The sequence below is a fragment of the Pseudomonas sp. NPDC087336 genome (assembly GCF_044744285.1).
Lineage (GTDB): Bacteria > Pseudomonadota > Gammaproteobacteria > Pseudomonadales > Pseudomonadaceae > Aquipseudomonas.
On record NZ_JBIUYA010000027.1, the window covers coordinates 21,843 to 38,682 of the forward strand.

Consider the following 16,840-nt stretch of genomic DNA (forward strand, 5'->3'; position numbering starts at 1 on the left):
GTGATGAGTCAATATCAACGGTTGCTGTTGATCGTCGATCAAAGCTTGCAGCAGTCTCCCGCCATGCAGCGTGCCGTCGCGCTGGCCAAGGCCGCCGGCGCCATCCTGGATGTACGGGCCTTTGTCGAACCGGCACCCGTGGTGCATTTGTGGGACGAAAAAGTCGACGACGCTGAGCAACAGCGCTATTTGCGTCGCTACCGCCGCTGGGAGGCCGAAGAACTCGACCGGCTCAGCGACCTGGATCTGGAGGTGACGGTCAAGGCCGTCTTCACCACCCATGCGCTGCTGGACATTTTGCGGACGGTCGAAGATCTCAAGCCCGATATGTTGATCAAGGATGTCACCCTTGAACCTGTGCTGAAACGCGTGTTCATTACCCCACTCGATTGTCATTTGTTGCGTGAATGCCCGATACCCATGCACTTGGTCAACCACGTCCGCTACAGTTTGCCTCACCGGATCGTGGCGGCAGTGGACCCGTTCGATCCGACCACGCAAATCAGCGGCTTGAATGACACCATCATCCAGACTGCCAATGCCCTGGCCCTGCAATGTGATGCGCCGTTACACCTGCTGTACGCCTATGACTTGACGCCCGTCTTCAACAGCGATGCGCCACTGGCCGGGGGTGGGTGGGGCATGGACCTCATCGAGGAGCTGCGCCAGTCCTTGCACCAGGCGTTTGTGACATTGGCCGAGCGCTACGGTGTGCCGCCTGAACGACGTCATTTCGTCATGGGGTTGCCGGTACCGGTGATCAGTGGATTCGTCGAGGAATATTTGACCGACGTGGTGGTCATGGGCGCTGTGCATCGGGTGGGAATCGACCGGCTGATCGGCAGCAATACCGAACGGGCGCTGTACTCGGTGCCGGGGAGTATTCTGGCGGTCAGGCAGCGCGTCAGGGAATAAGCACGATCGCGCCGTTGAACTGCCCGGTCCGCAGCCGTTCCAGTGCCGCGTTGGCATCGTCCAAGGCAAAGCGCGTGACGTCGCAGTGTACAGGCGTGTGCTGCAACGCCTCGAAAAACGCTGTGCCATTGGCGGCTTGCTGTTGCGCCCTCTGGATTTGCCGCGTTTCACCGACTATGCCGTCAAATGCGACATCCCCGCTACTGTGCGTGCCGAAGCGACTCGGGTCATGGGCACATACCTGCGCGATGTCATGAAGAACGACCTGAGCGCCAGCAACTTTCGGTTGTTCGGCCCGGATGAAACCGCCTCGGACCGCCTCGACGCTGTTTATGATGTCAGCCTGCCGCGAGGATGACGACCCGGACGTGGTGATGGCCTGCGCCGGTGACGTGCCGACCCTGGAAACCCTGGCCGCCGTGACCCTGTTGCGCGAGTACATACCGGACTTGCGGGTGAGGGTGATCAATGTTGTCGACTTGATGGTGCTTCAGCCATCCTTCCAGCACCCCCATGGTACCAGGTGCCCTGTTGTGTGCTGGCGGTCTAGACCCTGTTGCGCCCTGGTAACACTCAAGTGCGATACGGTATGAGCGCTGGAAAGTCTTCGGGTGTCAGGGTTTCTTTCTCAAGCAACAGATGTGCGCCGGCGTCCAGATCGGCCCGGCGACTCTCTAGCAAAGCCCTGGCCCGCCCATAGGCTTCATCGAGCAGGGCACGAATGCACAGGTCGACTTCCCTGGCGGTCTGTTCCGAGTAGTCTTTCTCACCAGGCCCCGGCATGCGTTCGCCCAGGTAAGTCATGTTTTGTCGCTCCAGCACGGACTGACCGAGCTCGGTGCTCATGCCAAACCGGGTGATCAATTGGCGGGCGATATCCGTTGCGTGGGCCAGGTCATCGGCAGCTCCGGTGGAAATCTGGCCATAGGCGAGGAATTCGGCAGCGCGTCCGGCCATCAGGACGACGATTCGATCCTTGAGCATTTGGCAACTGATCAGGAAGTGATCTTCGGTCGGACGCTGCAGGGTATAGCCCAGCGAACCAATGGCACGGGGCACGATGGAGACTTTGTGCACGGGATCCATGGCCGGCAGACTGCTGGCGGCCAGGGCATGCCCCATTTCGTGATAGGCCACCACCTGGCGTTCTTCGGGGCGTAGCACACTGCTTTTGCGTTCAATCCCGGCGACGATACGCTCCACAGCGGCGGTGAAATCATCGAGGCTGACCGCTTCGGCCCCACGACGGGTGGCGACGATGGCCGCTTCATTGACCAGATTGGCCAGGTCAGCGCCGGTGAAACCAGTGGTGATGTCGGCGATAGGGTCGGCATTGAGGGCAGGTTCCGTGGTGATTTTTTGCAGGTGAACCTTGAGGATCGCTTGACGACCTTTTCGGTCGGGGCGGTCGATCAATACCTGCCGGTCGATTCGACCCGCCCGAAGCAGCGCCGGGTCCAGAATCTCTGGCCGGTTGGTCGCGGCGAGCAGCACCACGCCCTCACGGGGATCGAATCCGTCCAGCTCTGACAATAGCTGGTTGAGCGTTTGCTCTTTTTCGTCATTGCCGCCAAATGCACCGACGCCGCGCATTTTGCCCAGTGCATCCAGTTCGTCGATGAAAATGATGCAAGGTGCCGCCTGCCGCGCCTGTTCGAACAGGTCATGCACCCGGGCGGCTCCCACCCCCACGAACATTTCGACAAACTCGGATCCCGATATCGAAAAAAAAGGCACGCCGGCTTCACCGGCGATGGCTTTGGCCACCAGGGTCTTGCCGGTTCCCGGAGGGCCAACCAACAAGGTGCCCTTGGGTATGTGCGCCCCCAGGCGTGAGTATTTGGCTTTGTCCTTGAGGAAAGAGACGATTTCCACCAGTTCGGCTTTGGCCTCATCGATGCCCGCGACATCGGCAAAGGTCACGCCGGTTTCGCGCTGCACAAACACCTTGGCCCGGGACTTGCCGATGCTCATCAACCCACCGACACCTTGTTTTTCCGCCAGCCCGCGAAACAGGAAATGCCAGATCACCATGATCAGGACAAAAGGCAGCAGCACGCCCAGCAGGCCATTAAGCACCGTGTTTTCGTTGACCCCGGTGAAGCCGACGCCCGACCGACCCAGCTCAGCCGCCAGCGCCGGATCCACCCGCGCCGTGGAAAACTGCTGATGCCCATTGATGGGTTCTTGCAGTTTGCCGCTGATCTGATCCTTCTCGACCCGTAAATCGCTGACCTTCTGCTCGTTGAGCAGTTGCACAAACTGACTGTACGGAATGCTTTGCACGGCATTGCGTTCGAAAAACAGTATTTGAACCAGGGTCAGCACTACAAACGCAATCGCGAAGTAAGACAGGTTCCATTGGTGATTTTTTTTCATGGTCGTGGCTCTGGGTCGTGGCGCCGACCAGGGGCGAACGATGATTGCCGGTCACTGTGTTTCTACGCCTGGGCACAGGAAAATCGTTGAGGTAAATCAACAATCCCCCGATGAGCACGCAAGGGACGTACGGCCACCGATTTAGTTGATAAAAGTCAGTGCTACCAACGGATACCGCCAGATACTTGAACCTCTGCATTTGCATTTGCATTTGCAGTTGCACGCGCCGAGGCGAAGATCATGAACAAGTGCTTGTCCATCGCATTACTTGGCATTTTGCTGGCGATGACAGCCGGTTGCAGTCATCAGCAGGCCCATGAACGCCTGAAGCGGATGCTGGAGAAGGCAAGTCGAAATTGACAAGCGACAGCCTCAATCCCCCCGGCAGGAGATTTTAGAATTGCAATCATTCAGGTAAACGTTTCAGGGAGAGGCACGTGATGCTCAAACTCAAGCGCATTCTATTGATAGCCCCTGGCGAAATGACCCTTACTCCGGCATTTGAACGTGCGTATGCACTGGCCTGTGCAACCGGTGCGTTTTTGCATATTGTCGCGTTCGATTATGTCCCGGCTCTGGCGGTGGCGGGTCTGCTTGACCATGATGCGATGGCCCAGGCGCGGGAAGGGTATTTACAGGTGCATCGGCAGTGGCTGGAACAGCAAGCCCGCTTTAAACGTTGCATCGGCCTGCAGGTGACGACTGAAGTGGTCTGGGCCCGATCGAGCGTGACGCATGTGCTTGAGTACGTGAATGACTTTTATCCGGATCTGGTGATCAAGGACACTCATTACGTGCCGGCACTCGAGCGGGCCTTTCATCGCCCCCTGGACTGGCATTTGCTGTACGAATGTCCGGCGCACTTGCACCTGGTGACCAGCGCCACGAACCCCAAGCCGTTGAAAATTCTCGCGACGATCGATCTGTCCCATTTGGAAGAACTGACTCAGGGGGTGAATGATCGAATACTCGACCTTGCTTCCACGCTGGCGGCCAGTTGCGGTGCCGCACTGCACCTGCTCAATGTCAGTCGTTGGTCAGTGATGAACGATGCGTCCAGAAGCGTGCCGACAGGCAGTCTGACCGACAGTTTGAGGGGCGCGATCGAGGATGCCCAGCAAGAAGCCTTCGATGTACTTGCTGAACGCTATTGCATCCAGGCTTCATGCCGACATTCACTGGCCGGCACCCCCCATAAGGTTATTGGCCTTTTTGCTCAACAAAATGCCTTTGACATGGTGGTGTTGGGTACGAGGTATCCCGATGGTAAAAACGGGTTTATCGGCAGTACCGTCGAGAACGTGTTGAACCGGGCACCGTGCAGTTTGATGATCGTAAAACCTTCGCCTGCGCCTGATTGAAAGGAACACTGTCGAGCTTGCAGTTGATAAAAATCAACTGGCCTTGCGCCAAAAGGCGCAATCAATAGCGCTCCCCTGAATGATCAAGGAAACGGCCATGCGAATCACATTTCTGGGTGCCGCGGGCACGGTCACGGGCAGCAAGTATTTGCTGGAGCATCGTGACCAACATGTGCTGATCGATTGCGGTCTGTTCCAGGGCTACAAGCAACTGCGAATGCACAATCGCGACCCGTTCCAGCTTCCGGTCAGCGACCTGGATGCGATTGTGCTGACACATGCCCATCTTGATCACAGCGGCTATCTGCCCGTACTGGTGCGCAATGGTTATCGCGGCCCGGTTTATGCCACGCCGGCGACCTGTGAGCTGGTGAAAATCCTGCTGCTGGACAGTGGTCGGTTGCAGGAAGAAGAGGCTGAGTTCGCCAACCGGCATGGCTTTTCAAAACACAGCCCGGCGCTGCCGCTTTACACCGAGCAGGATGCCGAGCAAGCCCTGAAACTGTTGCGGCCAGTGGAGTTGCACCACAAGGTTAATATTGTCTCGGACATGGCCATCGAGTTTCGATGCGCCGGGCATATCCTGGGTGCGGCAACGGTGCAAGTGAGCGCCAATGGCATGGACCTGGTGTTTTCCGGGGATCTGGGGCGGCCCGACGATCCTTTGATGTTCGCTCCGGAAACCGTCGAGCAGGCGGACTACCTGCTGGTGGAGTCGACTTACGGTGACCGCAAACATCCAGTCGACTCGCCACAGGAGCAATTGGCTGAGGTCATCACCCGTACCGCGTTGCGCCGAGGCATTACGCTGGTGCCGTCGTTCGCGGTGGGACGTGCCCAGTTGTTGATGTATCACCTGTATCAGTTGAAACGAAAAGGGGCCATTCCCGATATTCCCATCTACCTGAACAGCCCCATGGCCACTGATGTCACGTGTCTGTATCAACGATTTCGCAGCGAGCACAGATTGTCCCTGGAGGAGTGCGAAGGTATGTGCCATGTGGCGCAATTCGTGCGAACCGTACAGGACTCCAGAGCACTCGATCAGCAACGCACACCGGCGGTGATAATCGCCGCCAGCGGCATGGCGACCGGAGGGCGGGTGGTCCATCACCTCAAGGCGCTGGCCCCCAACCCGGTCAATACGCTGCTGATGCCGGGTTTTCAGGCCGGTGGCACCCGTGGGGCACAAATTATCGCAGGCAGTCCATCCGTTCGCATCCATGGCAGGGACGTGCCGATAAACGCTGAGGTGGTGCCGATACAAACCCTGTCGGCGCATGCTGACGCCGATGAAATCATGCAGTGGTTGCGTGGGTTCAAGCGAGCACCCAAACACACATTTGTGGTGCATGGCGAGCCAAACGCATCGGATGTGCTGCGCCGTCGTATCAGCCTGGAGCTTGGGTGGTCGGTTTCGGTGCCGGAGTATCGCGATAGCGTCGACCTGAGCCAAATCAACTCCCCTGAAAACTCGCTACGCTGACAAAAAAACAGCCCCCGGCCAGTGTCGAGACGGGGGCTGATCGGCCAGCAATCGAGTGATTATCGATCCTTCGTATCCTGGGTGCATAACCATTGCCGCCAGGCTTGTTGGTACTTGTCTCGCCCGTCGCGCTGAAAAAGGTCGTCGTTGAAGGGGGGCAGCGTTGAACCTTAGAACACGTCGATGCAGGCGATCCACCGACCTTTGGGCCGTGTGGAAAAGGGAAGTCCCGGCCCGTTTGATATTTATCAACGCCAGCGACATTGCGCCGGCGCAGTCTGATTCAACGCGGGTGCTGAATCCGGCGTTGAGCCCCATCTGTCTGGAGTCGAATCATGAGCCAGTATCGACGGTTGTTACTCATCATCCACCTTGCCCTGGGCCATTCTCCGGCCATCAGCCATGCAGCAGCGCTGGCCCGGGCCAGCGGCGCGAGTTTGCATATCGCCGCCCTGATTCCATCGTTGAACTTGTTGTCGCTGCTCGAAAATGGCGACCGGGAAAAAGCAAGGGAGCGCTACCTGCAGGACCATCGCGATTGGCTCAAGGATCAGGAAAAACTGCTGCGCGGCACAGGGGTCGACGTGACCACCGAGGTGGCCTGGGCTGATGACATGAGGCAAGACATTCTGGATTACGTCGCACAATTGCAGCCCGACCTGTTGATCAAGGAAATTCAACATGAATCGGCGCTCAAGCGCGCGCTCTTTACCCCGCTGGATTGGCGCTTGCTGCGCCAGTGTCCGGTACCGGTTTATCTGGTGGGCGGGTCCGGTCACGCCTTGCCCCGCAAGGTGGTGGCGGCCGTTGACGCGTCGGCTGGCGAGTCTGAACACAGCGAACTCAATGATCGCATCATCCAACAGGCCTCCAGCCTGGCCATACAGTGTGACGCCGAGTTGCACCTGCTCTATGCCCACGACATTTCAGAGGACTATCTGGCAGAGTTGAGCGATAGCTTCAAACTGTCAGCGCTGAGCAAAGGGGTGCGCAAAGAGTTGGAAAAGTCGTTTCTGGCATTTGCCAGCCAGTACGGTGTTCCCGCCGACCGCCGGCATTTCGTTTTGGGTCACCCCGTCACGGCACTCAGTGAATTTGCCAGCGAGCATCATGTAGATGTGATTGTGATGGGTAGAGCCCAGTACCAGGGCCTGGAGCACCCTTTGGGCAGTACGACCGAACATATCCTGTATCAGGTGCCCTGCAGTGTACTGGCGGTCTAGAGAGGTCCCGGCCGCACATTGGCACGGGCAAAGCTCAGACATGATCAAAGGCGCCATTTTCCGCCAGCAAGGTGGCGGTCAGGGCCGTGCTGTCGAGTACCTGCAGGTGACGCGTGACACAGTCTGGCGGAAGGCGAAACGGCGGCACGGAATCAGTGATCGCAATGTGTTCAAAAAGAGGCTGGTCGAACAGCCGACTGCCTGCGGTAAACAAACCGTGGGTGGCGGCTGCGAACAGTCGGGCGGCACCGGCCTTTTGGCAGGCGAGGCCGGCATGGGTCAGCGTTTCACCCGTGCTGATCAGGTCGTCGAAAACGATGGCTGTCTTACCTGAGACTTCGCCGATCAAGAGAGTACCCGTCAGCGTGGCATGATCGCGGTGCTTTTCCATCACGGCACTGCCGACCGGACGTCCCAGTTGCCGTTCCAGGGCCTGACGAAACTGCTCGGCGCGCTTGGTACCCCCTGAGTCCGGGGAAACGGCAACCACTTCGGCATCGCCGACGAGCCCGGCGAAATGCCCGGCGAACAGTTCGCTGCACTGCAGATTCCAGGCCGGAATGCGAAAGGCGTTGTCGAACGCTGCCGGATTATGCACGTCCAGGGCGATCAGGCGATCCACGCCACTGGCTTCAAAAAAGGCGGCGACATATCGTGTAATGGTCGGGTCCTGAGGCTGGTTGCGGCGATCCTTGCGTCCGTAGCACAAGTAGGGAGCCACCACTTGCACACGACGAGCGTCGGCATCCTTGAGTGCGCCGCAGAAGAACAGCAGGCGACACAGCTTATCGTTCGCGCTCTGCTGACCATCCCCATACAAGGAGTGGAACACCACCACGTCACGACCGCTGACCGGGTCCAGCGGTCGGCATTTATGTTCGCCGTCTTCATAGTCGCGCTCTTCGTGGCGCGCCAGTTGACAGCCAAGCCGCTGAGCGACGCGACTTGCATAACATTCGGTGCCTTTGAGGGCAAAAAGAAGCGGGGGCCGGGTCAGCATGCATGGGCTCCTTGGAGGCCGGATTTGAAATTCGCCTCACCTGAAATGCCACGTATCCATCATCTATACCGCATTGCCGTGAGAGAGCCTGAGTGACGGGACGACCCTCGAACGGTCGCTGGGTCAGCGGGCGGCCCCATGACGAACAACGTCAATGCAAAACTCCGTTTCGTAGGGAGGTACGTTGCATTCGACGATGTCACCGGCCGCCACTTGCAGATGCACCCCGACAATGTCGGCATGAATCGGCTGTTGGCAAACATGGCGGTCGACCAATACCGCAGTGTAGACCCGACGCGCCCCGAGTTGTGCCAGATACGCGCAGGTGCGCAGGAGTGAATGGCCTTCGTAAAGCACGTCATCGACCACCAGAAGAGTGGTGTTGGCAAGGTCCAATTCACCCAAAAGCGGATTCTCGGTTAATTGCGTTTGCGCGTGCAGCACCTGGAGGTCATCGGCATAGCGCTTGACCTTGAGGGGGTAGAGGGGCAGTTCCGGCTGACCGGTTTGATGTGAAAGATGCAGGCGCAAGCGCTCAGCCAGCGGCTCGCCACGGCGCTGGATGCCAATCAATGCTGCTTGGCTGGGTGGCAGCAGCGCCGCGGCCTGTCGTGCCATCGCCTGTAGCACGTCATCGAGTTCATCGCTGTCGTACAAGCGCAACCGCTGACTCGGCAACACGGTCGACATAGCAACCTCCTGTGAGCCCTGTGCACTGCACCCCGTGCGAGTACGGTTTGGTCAAGGTAACCCCATTGACCCTGGCTCGATTGATCTGGATCAACCACGATGAAATGAAATACGGACCTATCCAGGGAGCGCCAATCCCACGTTCGCCTGCGCAGAACGTGCTCCAGAGACCGGTAGATGTGGGGTCATTGGGCGGTCTTGCGCGGGCACTTGATATAAATCAACGCCAGGGTGGCCTCAACGGAGGACGCTGAAATGAAAACGCCGGTGTCTGTTACGCAGAGAGACATCAACTGTTCCCGTCGAGGGTATCTGAAGGCGGCAAGCCCCATCTGGAGTCGGATCATGAGCCAATATCAACGCTTATTACTGATCATCAACCCGGCCCTGCGCCTTTCGCAGGCCATCAACCACGCGGCGGCCCTGGCCAAGGCCAGTGGTGCGAGTTTGCATATTGCTGCCTTGATTGCGTCGTGGAAGCTGTTGTCGCTGCTCGAAGAGGGCGACCGGGAAAAGGCTCGCGAGTGCTTCCTGCAGGACCATCGCGATTGGTTGAAGGACCAGGCAAAAAACCTGCGCGGCAGGGGGATCGAGGTGACGACGGAGGTGACCTGGGTCGATGACATTCAGCAAGACATTCTTGATCACGTCACGGAAATGCAGCCCGATTTGTTAATCAAGCAAGTGCAGCATGAGCCGGTGCTCAAGCGTGCGTTTTTCACTCCACTGGACTGGCGCTTGCTGCGCCATTGCCCGATCCCGGTTTATCTGGTGGGTGAAGGCGGACTTGCCTTGCCGCGCAAGGTGTTGGCAGCCGTTGACGCTGCCAACACGGAGCCAGAGGGCAGCGAGCTCAATGAGCGGATCATCAAACAGGCGTCTGGGCTGGCCTTGCAGTGCCAGGCCGAATTGCATTTGCTGTTCGCCTGCGACATTTCGTCGGCCTATCTGGGCGACATGGGCGGTGGTGGCTTGACGCTTGCGGACCTTGGCAATCAGTTGCGCGAGGAACTGGAAAAATCGTTCCTCGACCTGGCTGATCAATACGGTGTGCCCGCCGACCGCTGGCATTTCATTGACGGGCACCCTGTTTCGGTGCTGAGTGAGTTCGCCCATGCGCACAGTGTGGATGTGATCGTGATGGGACGAATCCAGTCTCGTGGCCTGGACAAGCTCCTGGGCAGCACGACCGAACACATCCTGTATCAGGCTCCTTGCAGTATTTTGGCGGTCTAGAGCGGACAGGGCCCTGATATGACGAAACGAAAGGGTGTAATGGCCTGAGGAGGATTCCCTATCCCGCCAGTCGGTCAACGACGCCGGAACGCCAGCCTTGAGAAATTGGTGTTCCCAGCTGTCCGGCCGGGAGGGGCGCACGTCCTTGATCAACATCTCGGCGTCCCAGTCATCGGCGACGGCTAACAGGCATTCGAATTTATGATCACCGGCGGCGACATAACGACTGACGCCAATTTCGATCACTCCTGTTGTGCGGACAACTGTATCGCCTGAGTGCACTGGGTGACGATGCGCATCATCCAGTGCGTCCGACTTCTACAGGATGTTCAACGGGTAGCTGATGATTGCTCTATGCCCATCGCTGTCCCGTTGCGTGGACACTTCGGTGCGTAGCGAGGCGTGGCGCAAGGTAAGCATGGAGTCAAAAGGTTTGGCCCATGGAGAACTGGAACACTTGCGTGTCGGCGTCCTCGGGCGTTCGAATCGGGAACGCCAGGTTGGCGCTCAAGGGACCCAACGGGCTGTACCAGGTAACGCCAATACCTACGGAGCTGGCCATCTGGTCGAGGTCGACACCGTCGCACCCCTGGGTGGTGCTCAGGTAGCACTTGTTGGAATAGACGCTGCCGACGTCCCAGAACACCGAGGTGCGCAGGGATTTGTTGTCTTTGATGAAGGGCATCGGGAACAGGTATTCCAATCCGCCGGTGATGAGAATGTTGCCGCCCAGGGCGTCGGTGTCCCGGTCTGAGTAATAAGTCTGCCCGGCACTGGCATAGGTACCGGTGGCCGGGGTGTTGCGCGGGCCGAGGGTGCCGCTGGTAAAGCCGCGCACCGAACCCTCGCCACCGGCGGTGTAGTTTTCATAGAAGGGCAGGCCGTCGGTTGAACCGTAGCTGCTGCCATAGCCGAGCTTGGTATGGAAACGTAGCGAGGTGGAATCGCTGACTGGCAGGAAAGCCTGCCCGGTGTAATCGATCTTGTAGAAACTCAGGTCACTGCCGGGCAGCGTCACCATGAGGTTCAAGTTCTGTGAATGTCCGCGGGTGGCCAGTACGCCGCGGTTCAGGGTCGACTCCGACCAGCCGAGGCTGGCCTTGAAGTTAGTGAATTGCTTGCCCTCACGTTCGATGAAATCGTAGATCTCATCGGCGCTGTAGGTCCCTGGCTCGATACTGTCATGTTGCGCGGTCAGGCCGAAACTCATCCGTGAAGTTTCATTGATGGGGTAACCGAATGTGGTACCGGCACCATAGCTGTTGATGGCGTAGTACGAAACGCCGTTATCGTAGTAGTCGCTGTAATCGGTCGCGCTGTAGAACACGTTGTAGCCCAGGCTCACCCCGTCGGGCGTGAAGTAGGGGTTGGTAAAACCGAAGTTGTACTTGCTTTGGTATTGCGAACGGGTAATGCCTACGCTGGCATAGTTACCGGTCCCCAGGAAGTTGTTCTGGGTAATCGAACCGCCGAGGATCAGGCCCGCGCTCTGGGCGAAACCGACGCTGGCGGTGATCGAGCCGGACGCCTGTTCTTCAACGCCGTAGTTCACGTCCACCTGGTCATCGACACCCGCCACCGCCGGCGTTTCGACGTTGACGTCCTTGAAGAAGCCCAGGCGCTCCAGACGGGTCTTGGACTGGTCGATCAGGTAGGTCGATGCCCAGCCACCTTCCATCTGGCGCATCTCGCGGCGCAGTACCTTGTCGTCGGTCTTGGTGTTGCCACGGAAGTTGATGCGGTTGACGTAGGCGCGCTTGCCTGGATCGATGGCGAAGGTGATATCAACCGTTTGGTCGTCATCGTGGGGTTGAGGCTCGCCGTTGACGTTGGCGAAGGTGTAACCCTCGTTGCCCAGGCGACGGCTGATCAGCTCGGACGTGGTGGTCATCAGCTTGCGCGAGAACACCTGGCCTTTCTGCACCAGCAGCAGGGACTTGACCTGCTCTTCAGGGACTTTCAGGTCGCCGCTGAGCTTGATGTCGCCCACCCTGTACTTATGGCCTTCGTTGATGTTGACGGAGATGAAGACGTGTTTCCTGTCCGGGGTAATGGATACCTGGGTCGAAGTAATGTCCATGTTGATGTAGCCGCGGTCCAGGTAGTAGGAGCGCAGGCGTTCCAGGTCGCCGGAGAGTTTTTCGCGGGCGTACTTGTCGTCGTTCTTGAAGAACGACAACCAGTTGCTGGTCTTGAGGGTGAACTGATCGGTCAATTGCTCTTCGCTGAAGACGGTATTGCCCACCACGTTGATGTGCTGGATGGCCGCGACAGAGCCTTCATCTATGTTGATTTTCAGGCCCACACGGTTGCGCGGTTGTGTGATGACCTCGGCGTCGACCGATGCCGAGTAGCGGCCCTGGGCGACGTACTGGCGTTGCAGTTCGTTACGTACGCCTTCGAGGGTGGCGCGCTGGAAGATCTCGCCTTCGGCCAGGCCGGATTGCTTGAGCCCCTTCATCAGGTCTTCGGTGGAGATCGCCTTGTTGCCCTCGATCTCGATACTGGCGACCGATGGACGTTCGACCACGGTGATGATCAGGACATCACCGTCACGGCCCAGCTGGATATCCTGGAAGAAACCGGTTTTGAACAGTGCGCGGGTGGACTCCACCAATCGCTGATCGTCTGCGTCATCACCGACGTTCAACGGCAATGCGCCGAACACGCTGCCAGCGGAGACCCGTTGCAGGCCGTTGATGCGAATATCGGAGATTTTGAAGCCTTGGGCGTGCGCAAGTGTGGCATTTAGCAAGAGGGCAACCGAGCAGAGCAGACGCGAAAAATTCATCAAGATCTTTTTCCAGGACACATCGACAAGCAGCGTAGGCGGGCGCGGATATCTCAAGACAAGACGAGGTACCGCTGAGCGGGCAGGCTGGTGGAGCGCAAGCATAAAAGCTCGGTGCGTTTGGTGCGGTTAACCAAGTGTCAAGTTAGGTAAAGGTTTGTGTAAGGCAATGACGCTGCGCGGTACGCGGGCGATAATGGGCCGATACCCACCCAAGAGCTCTCCATGATTTGCGTATTGCTAGTTGACGACGACCAGGAACTGACTGGAATGCTCAGCCAATACCTGGAGCGCGAAGGCTTCGAGGCGACGGCGGTGCACTCGGGCGAGGAGGGTGAAATTCATGCGCTTTCCGGGCGCTACAGCATCGTGGTGCTGGACGTGATGTTGCCACGTCTGTCGGGCATCGAGGTGCTCAGGCGCATTCGGGCCGTCAGCCAGGTGCCGGTGGTGCTGCTGACGGCCCGTGGCGACAACATCGACAAGATCACCGGCCTGGAACTGGGCGCCGATGACTATGTGCCCAAGCCCAGCTCGCCGGGTGAACTGGTGGCGCGTTTGCGGGCGATCATGCGCAGGGTGCAACCGGCGGACCAGCCCGTCACGCAAGTGATCAGGACCGGCCCGCTGGTGTTGTGGCCCGGCAAGCGACAGGCCCTTTGGCAGGGGGGCGAGTTGGGCGTGACCAGCACCGAATTCAGCTTGCTTGAAGAGCTGGCGCGAAACGCCGGGCAGGTAGTGAGTAAACAGGATCTGTCGCTCAATGCGCTGGGCTGTCCCTTGACCCGCTACGACCGGCGCATTGACGTGCACATCAGCAGCATTCGCCAGAAGCTGGGCCCGCGCCCCGACGCCAAGGCCTGGATTCAGAGCGTACGTGGCCTCGGTTATCTGTTGATTGCAGAATGATGAAGCCTGGTCGCCTGTTCTGGAAACTGTTCCTGGCGTTCTGGCTGGCTACCAGCCTGACGTTTTTGGTCGGGCTGGGCATTCTGGTGCTGGGGAGTTTCGGGCCCGGGGATCCTCATCTGGAGGCGATCCTGGCCAGCGAAAAACAGGTGCTTGAGCAATTTGGTGTCGAGTCGGGCCGACAGTTGCTGACGGTGTGGGAACATCCGGATGACCAGGCGATCGGCGTGTACGACCCGGCAGGTCAACTGCTGGCGGGATCGCTGGTTCCGCATCCGGCCTATGAACGATCGGTCATCAGCAAGGAGGGTTTCGCGCTGTCGCTCAGATCCTCACAGTCTCCCGGCAATGACGGTGGCAGAGGGCCCGGGCGCTCGATCCCGTTGATCATCGGCACGGTGATGAGTGCCCTGTTCAGCGGGTACCTGGCGTACTACCTGGCGTGGCCGCTGGCCTATCTGAGGCGGGCGATGAGCGACGTGGCGCAGGGGCGTTTCGAAACCCGGGTCAAGCCGATGATGGGTGGGCGGCGCGATGAAATCGTCGATCTGGCCGAGGACTGCGACCGAATGGCCAATCAGCTGAAACTGCTGGTGGCGGCCCAGCAACACCTGTTGCACGACATCTCTCACGAACTGCGTTCACCGTTGACGCGCATGCAAGCGGCCATCGGGCTGCTACAGCAAGACCCTGCACGCCAGGAAATGGTGGAGCGTATCGAGCGTGAGTTGGTGCGCATGGACACGTTGATCGAGGCATTGCTGACCCTGGCACGCGTGCAGGGTCGCCCCGACAGTATCGAGCGCAAGCCACTCGATATCATTGAACTGCTGGTGGTGATTGTCGAGGACGCTCAATTCGAGGCCGCCATGAAAGGCTGCCGGGTCAGCCTGCAAGCGTGTCCAGCCTTTGTCAGTCGAGTCAGCGGCGAGCTGTTGTACCGGTGTTTCGAGAACGTCATCCGAAACGCGGTGCGCTATACCCGGCCCGGAACGACGGTTGTCGTGTCGGCTGAGGTCAATCCCAACGCACACTGCCTGAGGGTCTGGATCACCGATCAGGGGCCGGGTGTCGAAAGCGAACGGCTGCAGAGCATTTTCCATCCGTTCGAGCGCGGTGTGAACGAAGCGTGTGCCGGTTTCGGACTGGGCCTGGCGATCGCCGCAAGAGCCGTGGAAATGCATGGCGGCACGATCAAGGCGCGTAACGAGCCATCCGGGGGCCTGACTGTGGAAATCAGCTTGCCCGGCCTGACCTGGTCTTTACACGAAATTACATTGGCTTGACGGCCCTGTACGTATCACCTCAGTAGACTTCGCGCTCAAACGTACTCAGCGTTTGCTGATGTTCTAGTGAAGTCATTGAGCGGAGGTGGTGATGTTTCTGGTCCATAAAAAGGGATTCGTGTCCGGCAAGAAAATGGTCGATGGGCTGGTGCCTTATGATTTTTTTTGCGAAGACAACCCGGCCATCAACCTGTTCGTGTTTACCGGCTCTGCCACGCAGGGCAACGCGGTCGAAGAACAGACGCTCTGGGGCTTTACCCGTCTGGAGCGTTTCGAGGCGTTGACCAGCACGCTGGTGTCGAACAAAAAAAATATCGGCTGGTTTCAAAAGGTCAATGTACTCACCGGGCCAGCCCACAACGGCACCCAGGGCGTGAAGTTCCAGCGGGTGCTGAAAATCATCAAGCATATCGGTGCGTCGGGCCGAGTCGCCAGCAAAGCGCATTACGAGATCCAGACGGACGAAGGCGACACCTACTTCACCCGCCCGCCTGCTGCGTCAGACAGCACGCAAACCATCATCTATGCGGCGGATCAGTAACGAGCTGAAACCGTTCGCCCCCTGCTTCCGTTACGCTCTGGTAGGGGGTAACGGCCAGCCAGCCGACGGTTTTGCCGGCCCGCGGATCAGTCTGGCATGCCTTTGAGTCCGTCACCGTACCCCGAACAGGTGACGCGAGCGGCATCACTTCGTTACGCGGCGTGGCGCAACAATTCGATCAATTGCGCATGCAGGGCAGGATCACCGCAGGCCACCACGGCACCGCCATTGTGGGCGGGCCCGCCGTCCCAGGAGGTCATCACACCACCCGCACCTTCGATGATCGGGATCAGCGCCTGTACGTCGTAAGGTTGCAAGCTGGCTTCGACAATTACATCCACGAACCCCGAGGCCAGCATGCAGTAGGCATAGCAATCGCCGCCGTAACGCAGCAATTGCGCTTGAGACGCCACGGCCTCGAAAGCCTTGCGCTGCTCAGGTATATCGAACATGTCGGGCGTGGTGCACATCAACCTGGCCGAGGAGAGTCCGGTGCAAGGTCGGGTCTTGAGCGGCGTGCCATTGCGCCATGCGCCTACCGGCGTGCCGATGTAGCGTTCACCGGTGAAGGGCTGGTTCATCACCCCCAGCACCGGGCGTTGGCCATCGTTGAGGGCAATCAGTGTTCCCCACAGCGGCAAGCCGGTGATGAAGGCGCGAGTGCCGTCGATGGGATCCAGCACCCAGGTCAGTTCGCTGCTGCCAAGGGTTGCCGCTTCTTCTTCGCCGAGAATGCCGTGGGTGGGGTAATGGTTGCGGATCAACTCGCGCATGGCCCGTTCGGCGGCCTTGTCGGCGACAGTCACCGGGTCGAAACGCCGACCGCCTTTGTCCTCGACTTCCAGCGATGCGCGGAAATAGGGGGCAATGGCCGACGCGGCGGCATCGGCCAGTTGTTCAGCAAAGGCTTGATACTCAGCGAGTTGATCTACGGTCAGGGGCATCGAATGTCACCTCCATTGGTGGGAATGGTTGGAATCATATCCGATGCGCAGCGCGCTCAATCACTCGAGTGACGCATGG

Annotated in this window: 13 protein-coding genes and 3 pseudogenes; 9 read left to right on the plus strand and 7 right to left on the minus strand. The window is 58.9% G+C overall.

From position 1 onward, the window contains the following. The first annotated feature begins 3 nt into the window (after positions 1–3). Positions 4–915 (plus strand): universal stress protein, encoded by a 912-nt coding sequence (locus ACIO0C_RS23615; RefSeq protein ID WP_401315610.1) that lies wholly within the window; start codon positions 4–6, stop codon positions 913–915. Here the strand turns inward: ACIO0C_RS23615 and ACIO0C_RS23620 are convergent. After that, positions 905–1,045: pseudogene (locus ACIO0C_RS23620) on the minus strand (alcohol dehydrogenase); the annotation flags it as partial. The gene ACIO0C_RS23615 and the pseudogene ACIO0C_RS23620 overlap by 11 nt on opposite strands. Between ACIO0C_RS23620 and ACIO0C_RS23625 the strand changes: the two are divergent. Then, positions 1,040–1,433, plus strand: a pseudogene (locus tag ACIO0C_RS23625) (hypothetical protein); the annotation flags it as partial. The pseudogenes ACIO0C_RS23620 and ACIO0C_RS23625 sit on opposite strands and share 6 nt — an antisense overlap. Before the next feature lie 55 nt (positions 1,434–1,488). Here the strand turns inward: ACIO0C_RS23625 and ftsH are convergent. Then, entirely contained in the window at positions 1,489–3,294 is a 1,806-nt protein-coding gene (gene ftsH / locus ACIO0C_RS23630) for an ATP-dependent zinc metalloprotease FtsH (protein ID WP_401315612.1), read from the minus strand. Positions 3,295–3,734: 440 nt separating this feature from the next. Between ftsH and ACIO0C_RS23635 the strand changes: the two genes are divergently transcribed. The 3 genes from ACIO0C_RS23635 (at position 3,735) to ACIO0C_RS23645 (ending at position 7,364) form a co-directional block, all read left to right on the plus strand. Next, the gene (locus ACIO0C_RS23635) at positions 3,735–4,655 is read left to right on the plus strand and encodes a universal stress protein (protein WP_401315614.1); all 921 of its coding nucleotides are present in this window, start codon (positions 3,735–3,737) and stop codon (positions 4,653–4,655) included. A 97-nt stretch (positions 4,656–4,752) separates the two neighbouring features. Then, positions 4,753–6,141 (plus strand): MBL fold metallo-hydrolase RNA specificity domain-containing protein, encoded by a 1,389-nt coding sequence (locus tag ACIO0C_RS23640; RefSeq protein ID WP_401315616.1) that lies wholly within the window; start codon positions 4,753–4,755, stop codon positions 6,139–6,141. A gap of 335 nt (positions 6,142–6,476) precedes the next feature. Then, positions 6,477–7,364 (plus strand): universal stress protein, encoded by an 888-nt coding sequence (locus ACIO0C_RS23645; protein ID WP_401315618.1) that lies wholly within the window; start codon positions 6,477–6,479, stop codon positions 7,362–7,364. 34 nt (positions 7,365–7,398) lie between these two features. On the opposite strand, the gene ACIO0C_RS23650 is transcribed toward ACIO0C_RS23645, so the two are convergent. Further along, complete coding sequence (locus ACIO0C_RS23650; protein WP_401315620.1) at positions 7,399–8,364, minus strand: ribose-phosphate diphosphokinase; 966 nt, start codon at positions 8,362–8,364, stop codon at positions 7,399–7,401. Between the two features lie 123 nt (positions 8,365–8,487). Continuing rightward, entirely contained in the window at positions 8,488–9,054 is a 567-nt protein-coding gene (locus ACIO0C_RS23655; RefSeq protein ID WP_401315621.1) for a phosphoribosyltransferase family protein, read from the minus strand. A gap of 345 nt (positions 9,055–9,399) precedes the next feature. Here ACIO0C_RS23655 and ACIO0C_RS23660 point away from each other — a divergent pair, with 345 nt between their 5' ends. Continuing rightward, a complete protein-coding gene (locus tag ACIO0C_RS23660; RefSeq protein ID WP_401315623.1) occupies positions 9,400–10,290 on the plus strand; it encodes a universal stress protein in 891 nt (296 codons plus the stop codon). A 56-nt stretch (positions 10,291–10,346) separates the two neighbouring features. On the opposite strand, the pseudogene ACIO0C_RS23665 reads toward ACIO0C_RS23660, so the two are convergent. Both ACIO0C_RS23665 and bamA read right to left on the minus strand, forming a co-directional pair. Continuing rightward, positions 10,347–10,476 (minus strand): annotated as a pseudogene (locus ACIO0C_RS23665) (erythromycin esterase family protein); the annotation flags it as partial. Positions 10,477–10,714: 238 nt separating this feature from the next. Next, entirely contained in the window at positions 10,715–13,081 is a 2,367-nt protein-coding gene (gene bamA / locus ACIO0C_RS23670; RefSeq protein WP_401315624.1) for an outer membrane protein assembly factor BamA, read from the minus strand. Positions 13,082–13,306: 225 nt separating this feature from the next. Here bamA and ACIO0C_RS23675 point away from each other — a divergent pair, with 225 nt between their 5' ends. The 3 genes from ACIO0C_RS23675 (at position 13,307) to ACIO0C_RS23685 (ending at position 15,817) form a co-directional block, all read left to right on the plus strand. Next, positions 13,307–13,990, plus strand: coding sequence for a response regulator (locus ACIO0C_RS23675; protein WP_401315626.1), 684 nt, complete (start codon positions 13,307–13,309; stop codon positions 13,988–13,990). Next, positions 13,987–15,276, plus strand: a complete 1,290-nt coding sequence (locus ACIO0C_RS23680; RefSeq protein WP_401315628.1) for an ATP-binding protein — start codon at positions 13,987–13,989, stop codon at positions 15,274–15,276. Before ACIO0C_RS23675 ends, ACIO0C_RS23680 begins: the two co-directional genes overlap by 4 nt. Before the next feature lie 91 nt (positions 15,277–15,367). Then, a complete protein-coding gene (locus ACIO0C_RS23685) occupies positions 15,368–15,817 on the plus strand; it encodes a hypothetical protein (RefSeq protein ID WP_401315630.1) in 450 nt (149 codons plus the stop codon). A 152-nt stretch (positions 15,818–15,969) separates the two neighbouring features. Here ACIO0C_RS23685 and hisN read toward each other — a convergent pair whose 3' ends face one another. Further along, complete coding sequence (gene hisN / locus ACIO0C_RS23690; RefSeq protein WP_401315632.1) at positions 15,970–16,761, minus strand: histidinol-phosphatase; 792 nt, start codon at positions 16,759–16,761, stop codon at positions 15,970–15,972. Positions 16,762–16,840: the final 79 nt, after the last annotated feature.

Coding starts and splice junctions, on each gene's coding strand:
- ACIO0C_RS23615 (WP_401315610.1), top strand. CDS start 4: ATGAGTCAATATCAACGGTTGCTGTTGATCGTCGATCAAAGCTTGCAG.
- ftsH (WP_401315612.1), bottom strand. CDS start 3,294: ATGAAAAAAAATCACCAATGGAACCTGTCTTACTTCGCGATTGCGTTT.
- ACIO0C_RS23635 (WP_401315614.1), top strand. CDS start 3,735: ATGCTCAAACTCAAGCGCATTCTATTGATAGCCCCTGGCGAAATGACC.
- ACIO0C_RS23640 (WP_401315616.1), top strand. CDS start 4,753: ATGCGAATCACATTTCTGGGTGCCGCGGGCACGGTCACGGGCAGCAAG.
- ACIO0C_RS23645 (WP_401315618.1), top strand. CDS start 6,477: ATGAGCCAGTATCGACGGTTGTTACTCATCATCCACCTTGCCCTGGGC.
- ACIO0C_RS23650 (WP_401315620.1), bottom strand. CDS start 8,364: ATGCTGACCCGGCCCCCGCTTCTTTTTGCCCTCAAAGGCACCGAATGT.
- ACIO0C_RS23655 (WP_401315621.1), bottom strand. CDS start 9,054: ATGTCGACCGTGTTGCCGAGTCAGCGGTTGCGCTTGTACGACAGCGAT.
- ACIO0C_RS23660 (WP_401315623.1), top strand. CDS start 9,400: ATGAGCCAATATCAACGCTTATTACTGATCATCAACCCGGCCCTGCGC.
- bamA (WP_401315624.1), bottom strand. CDS start 13,081: ATGAATTTTTCGCGTCTGCTCTGCTCGGTTGCCCTCTTGCTAAATGCC.
- ACIO0C_RS23675 (WP_401315626.1), top strand. CDS start 13,307: ATGATTTGCGTATTGCTAGTTGACGACGACCAGGAACTGACTGGAATG.
- ACIO0C_RS23680 (WP_401315628.1), top strand. CDS start 13,987: ATGATGAAGCCTGGTCGCCTGTTCTGGAAACTGTTCCTGGCGTTCTGG.
- ACIO0C_RS23685 (WP_401315630.1), top strand. CDS start 15,368: ATGTTTCTGGTCCATAAAAAGGGATTCGTGTCCGGCAAGAAAATGGTC.
- hisN (WP_401315632.1), bottom strand. CDS start 16,761: ATGCCCCTGACCGTAGATCAACTCGCTGAGTATCAAGCCTTTGCTGAA.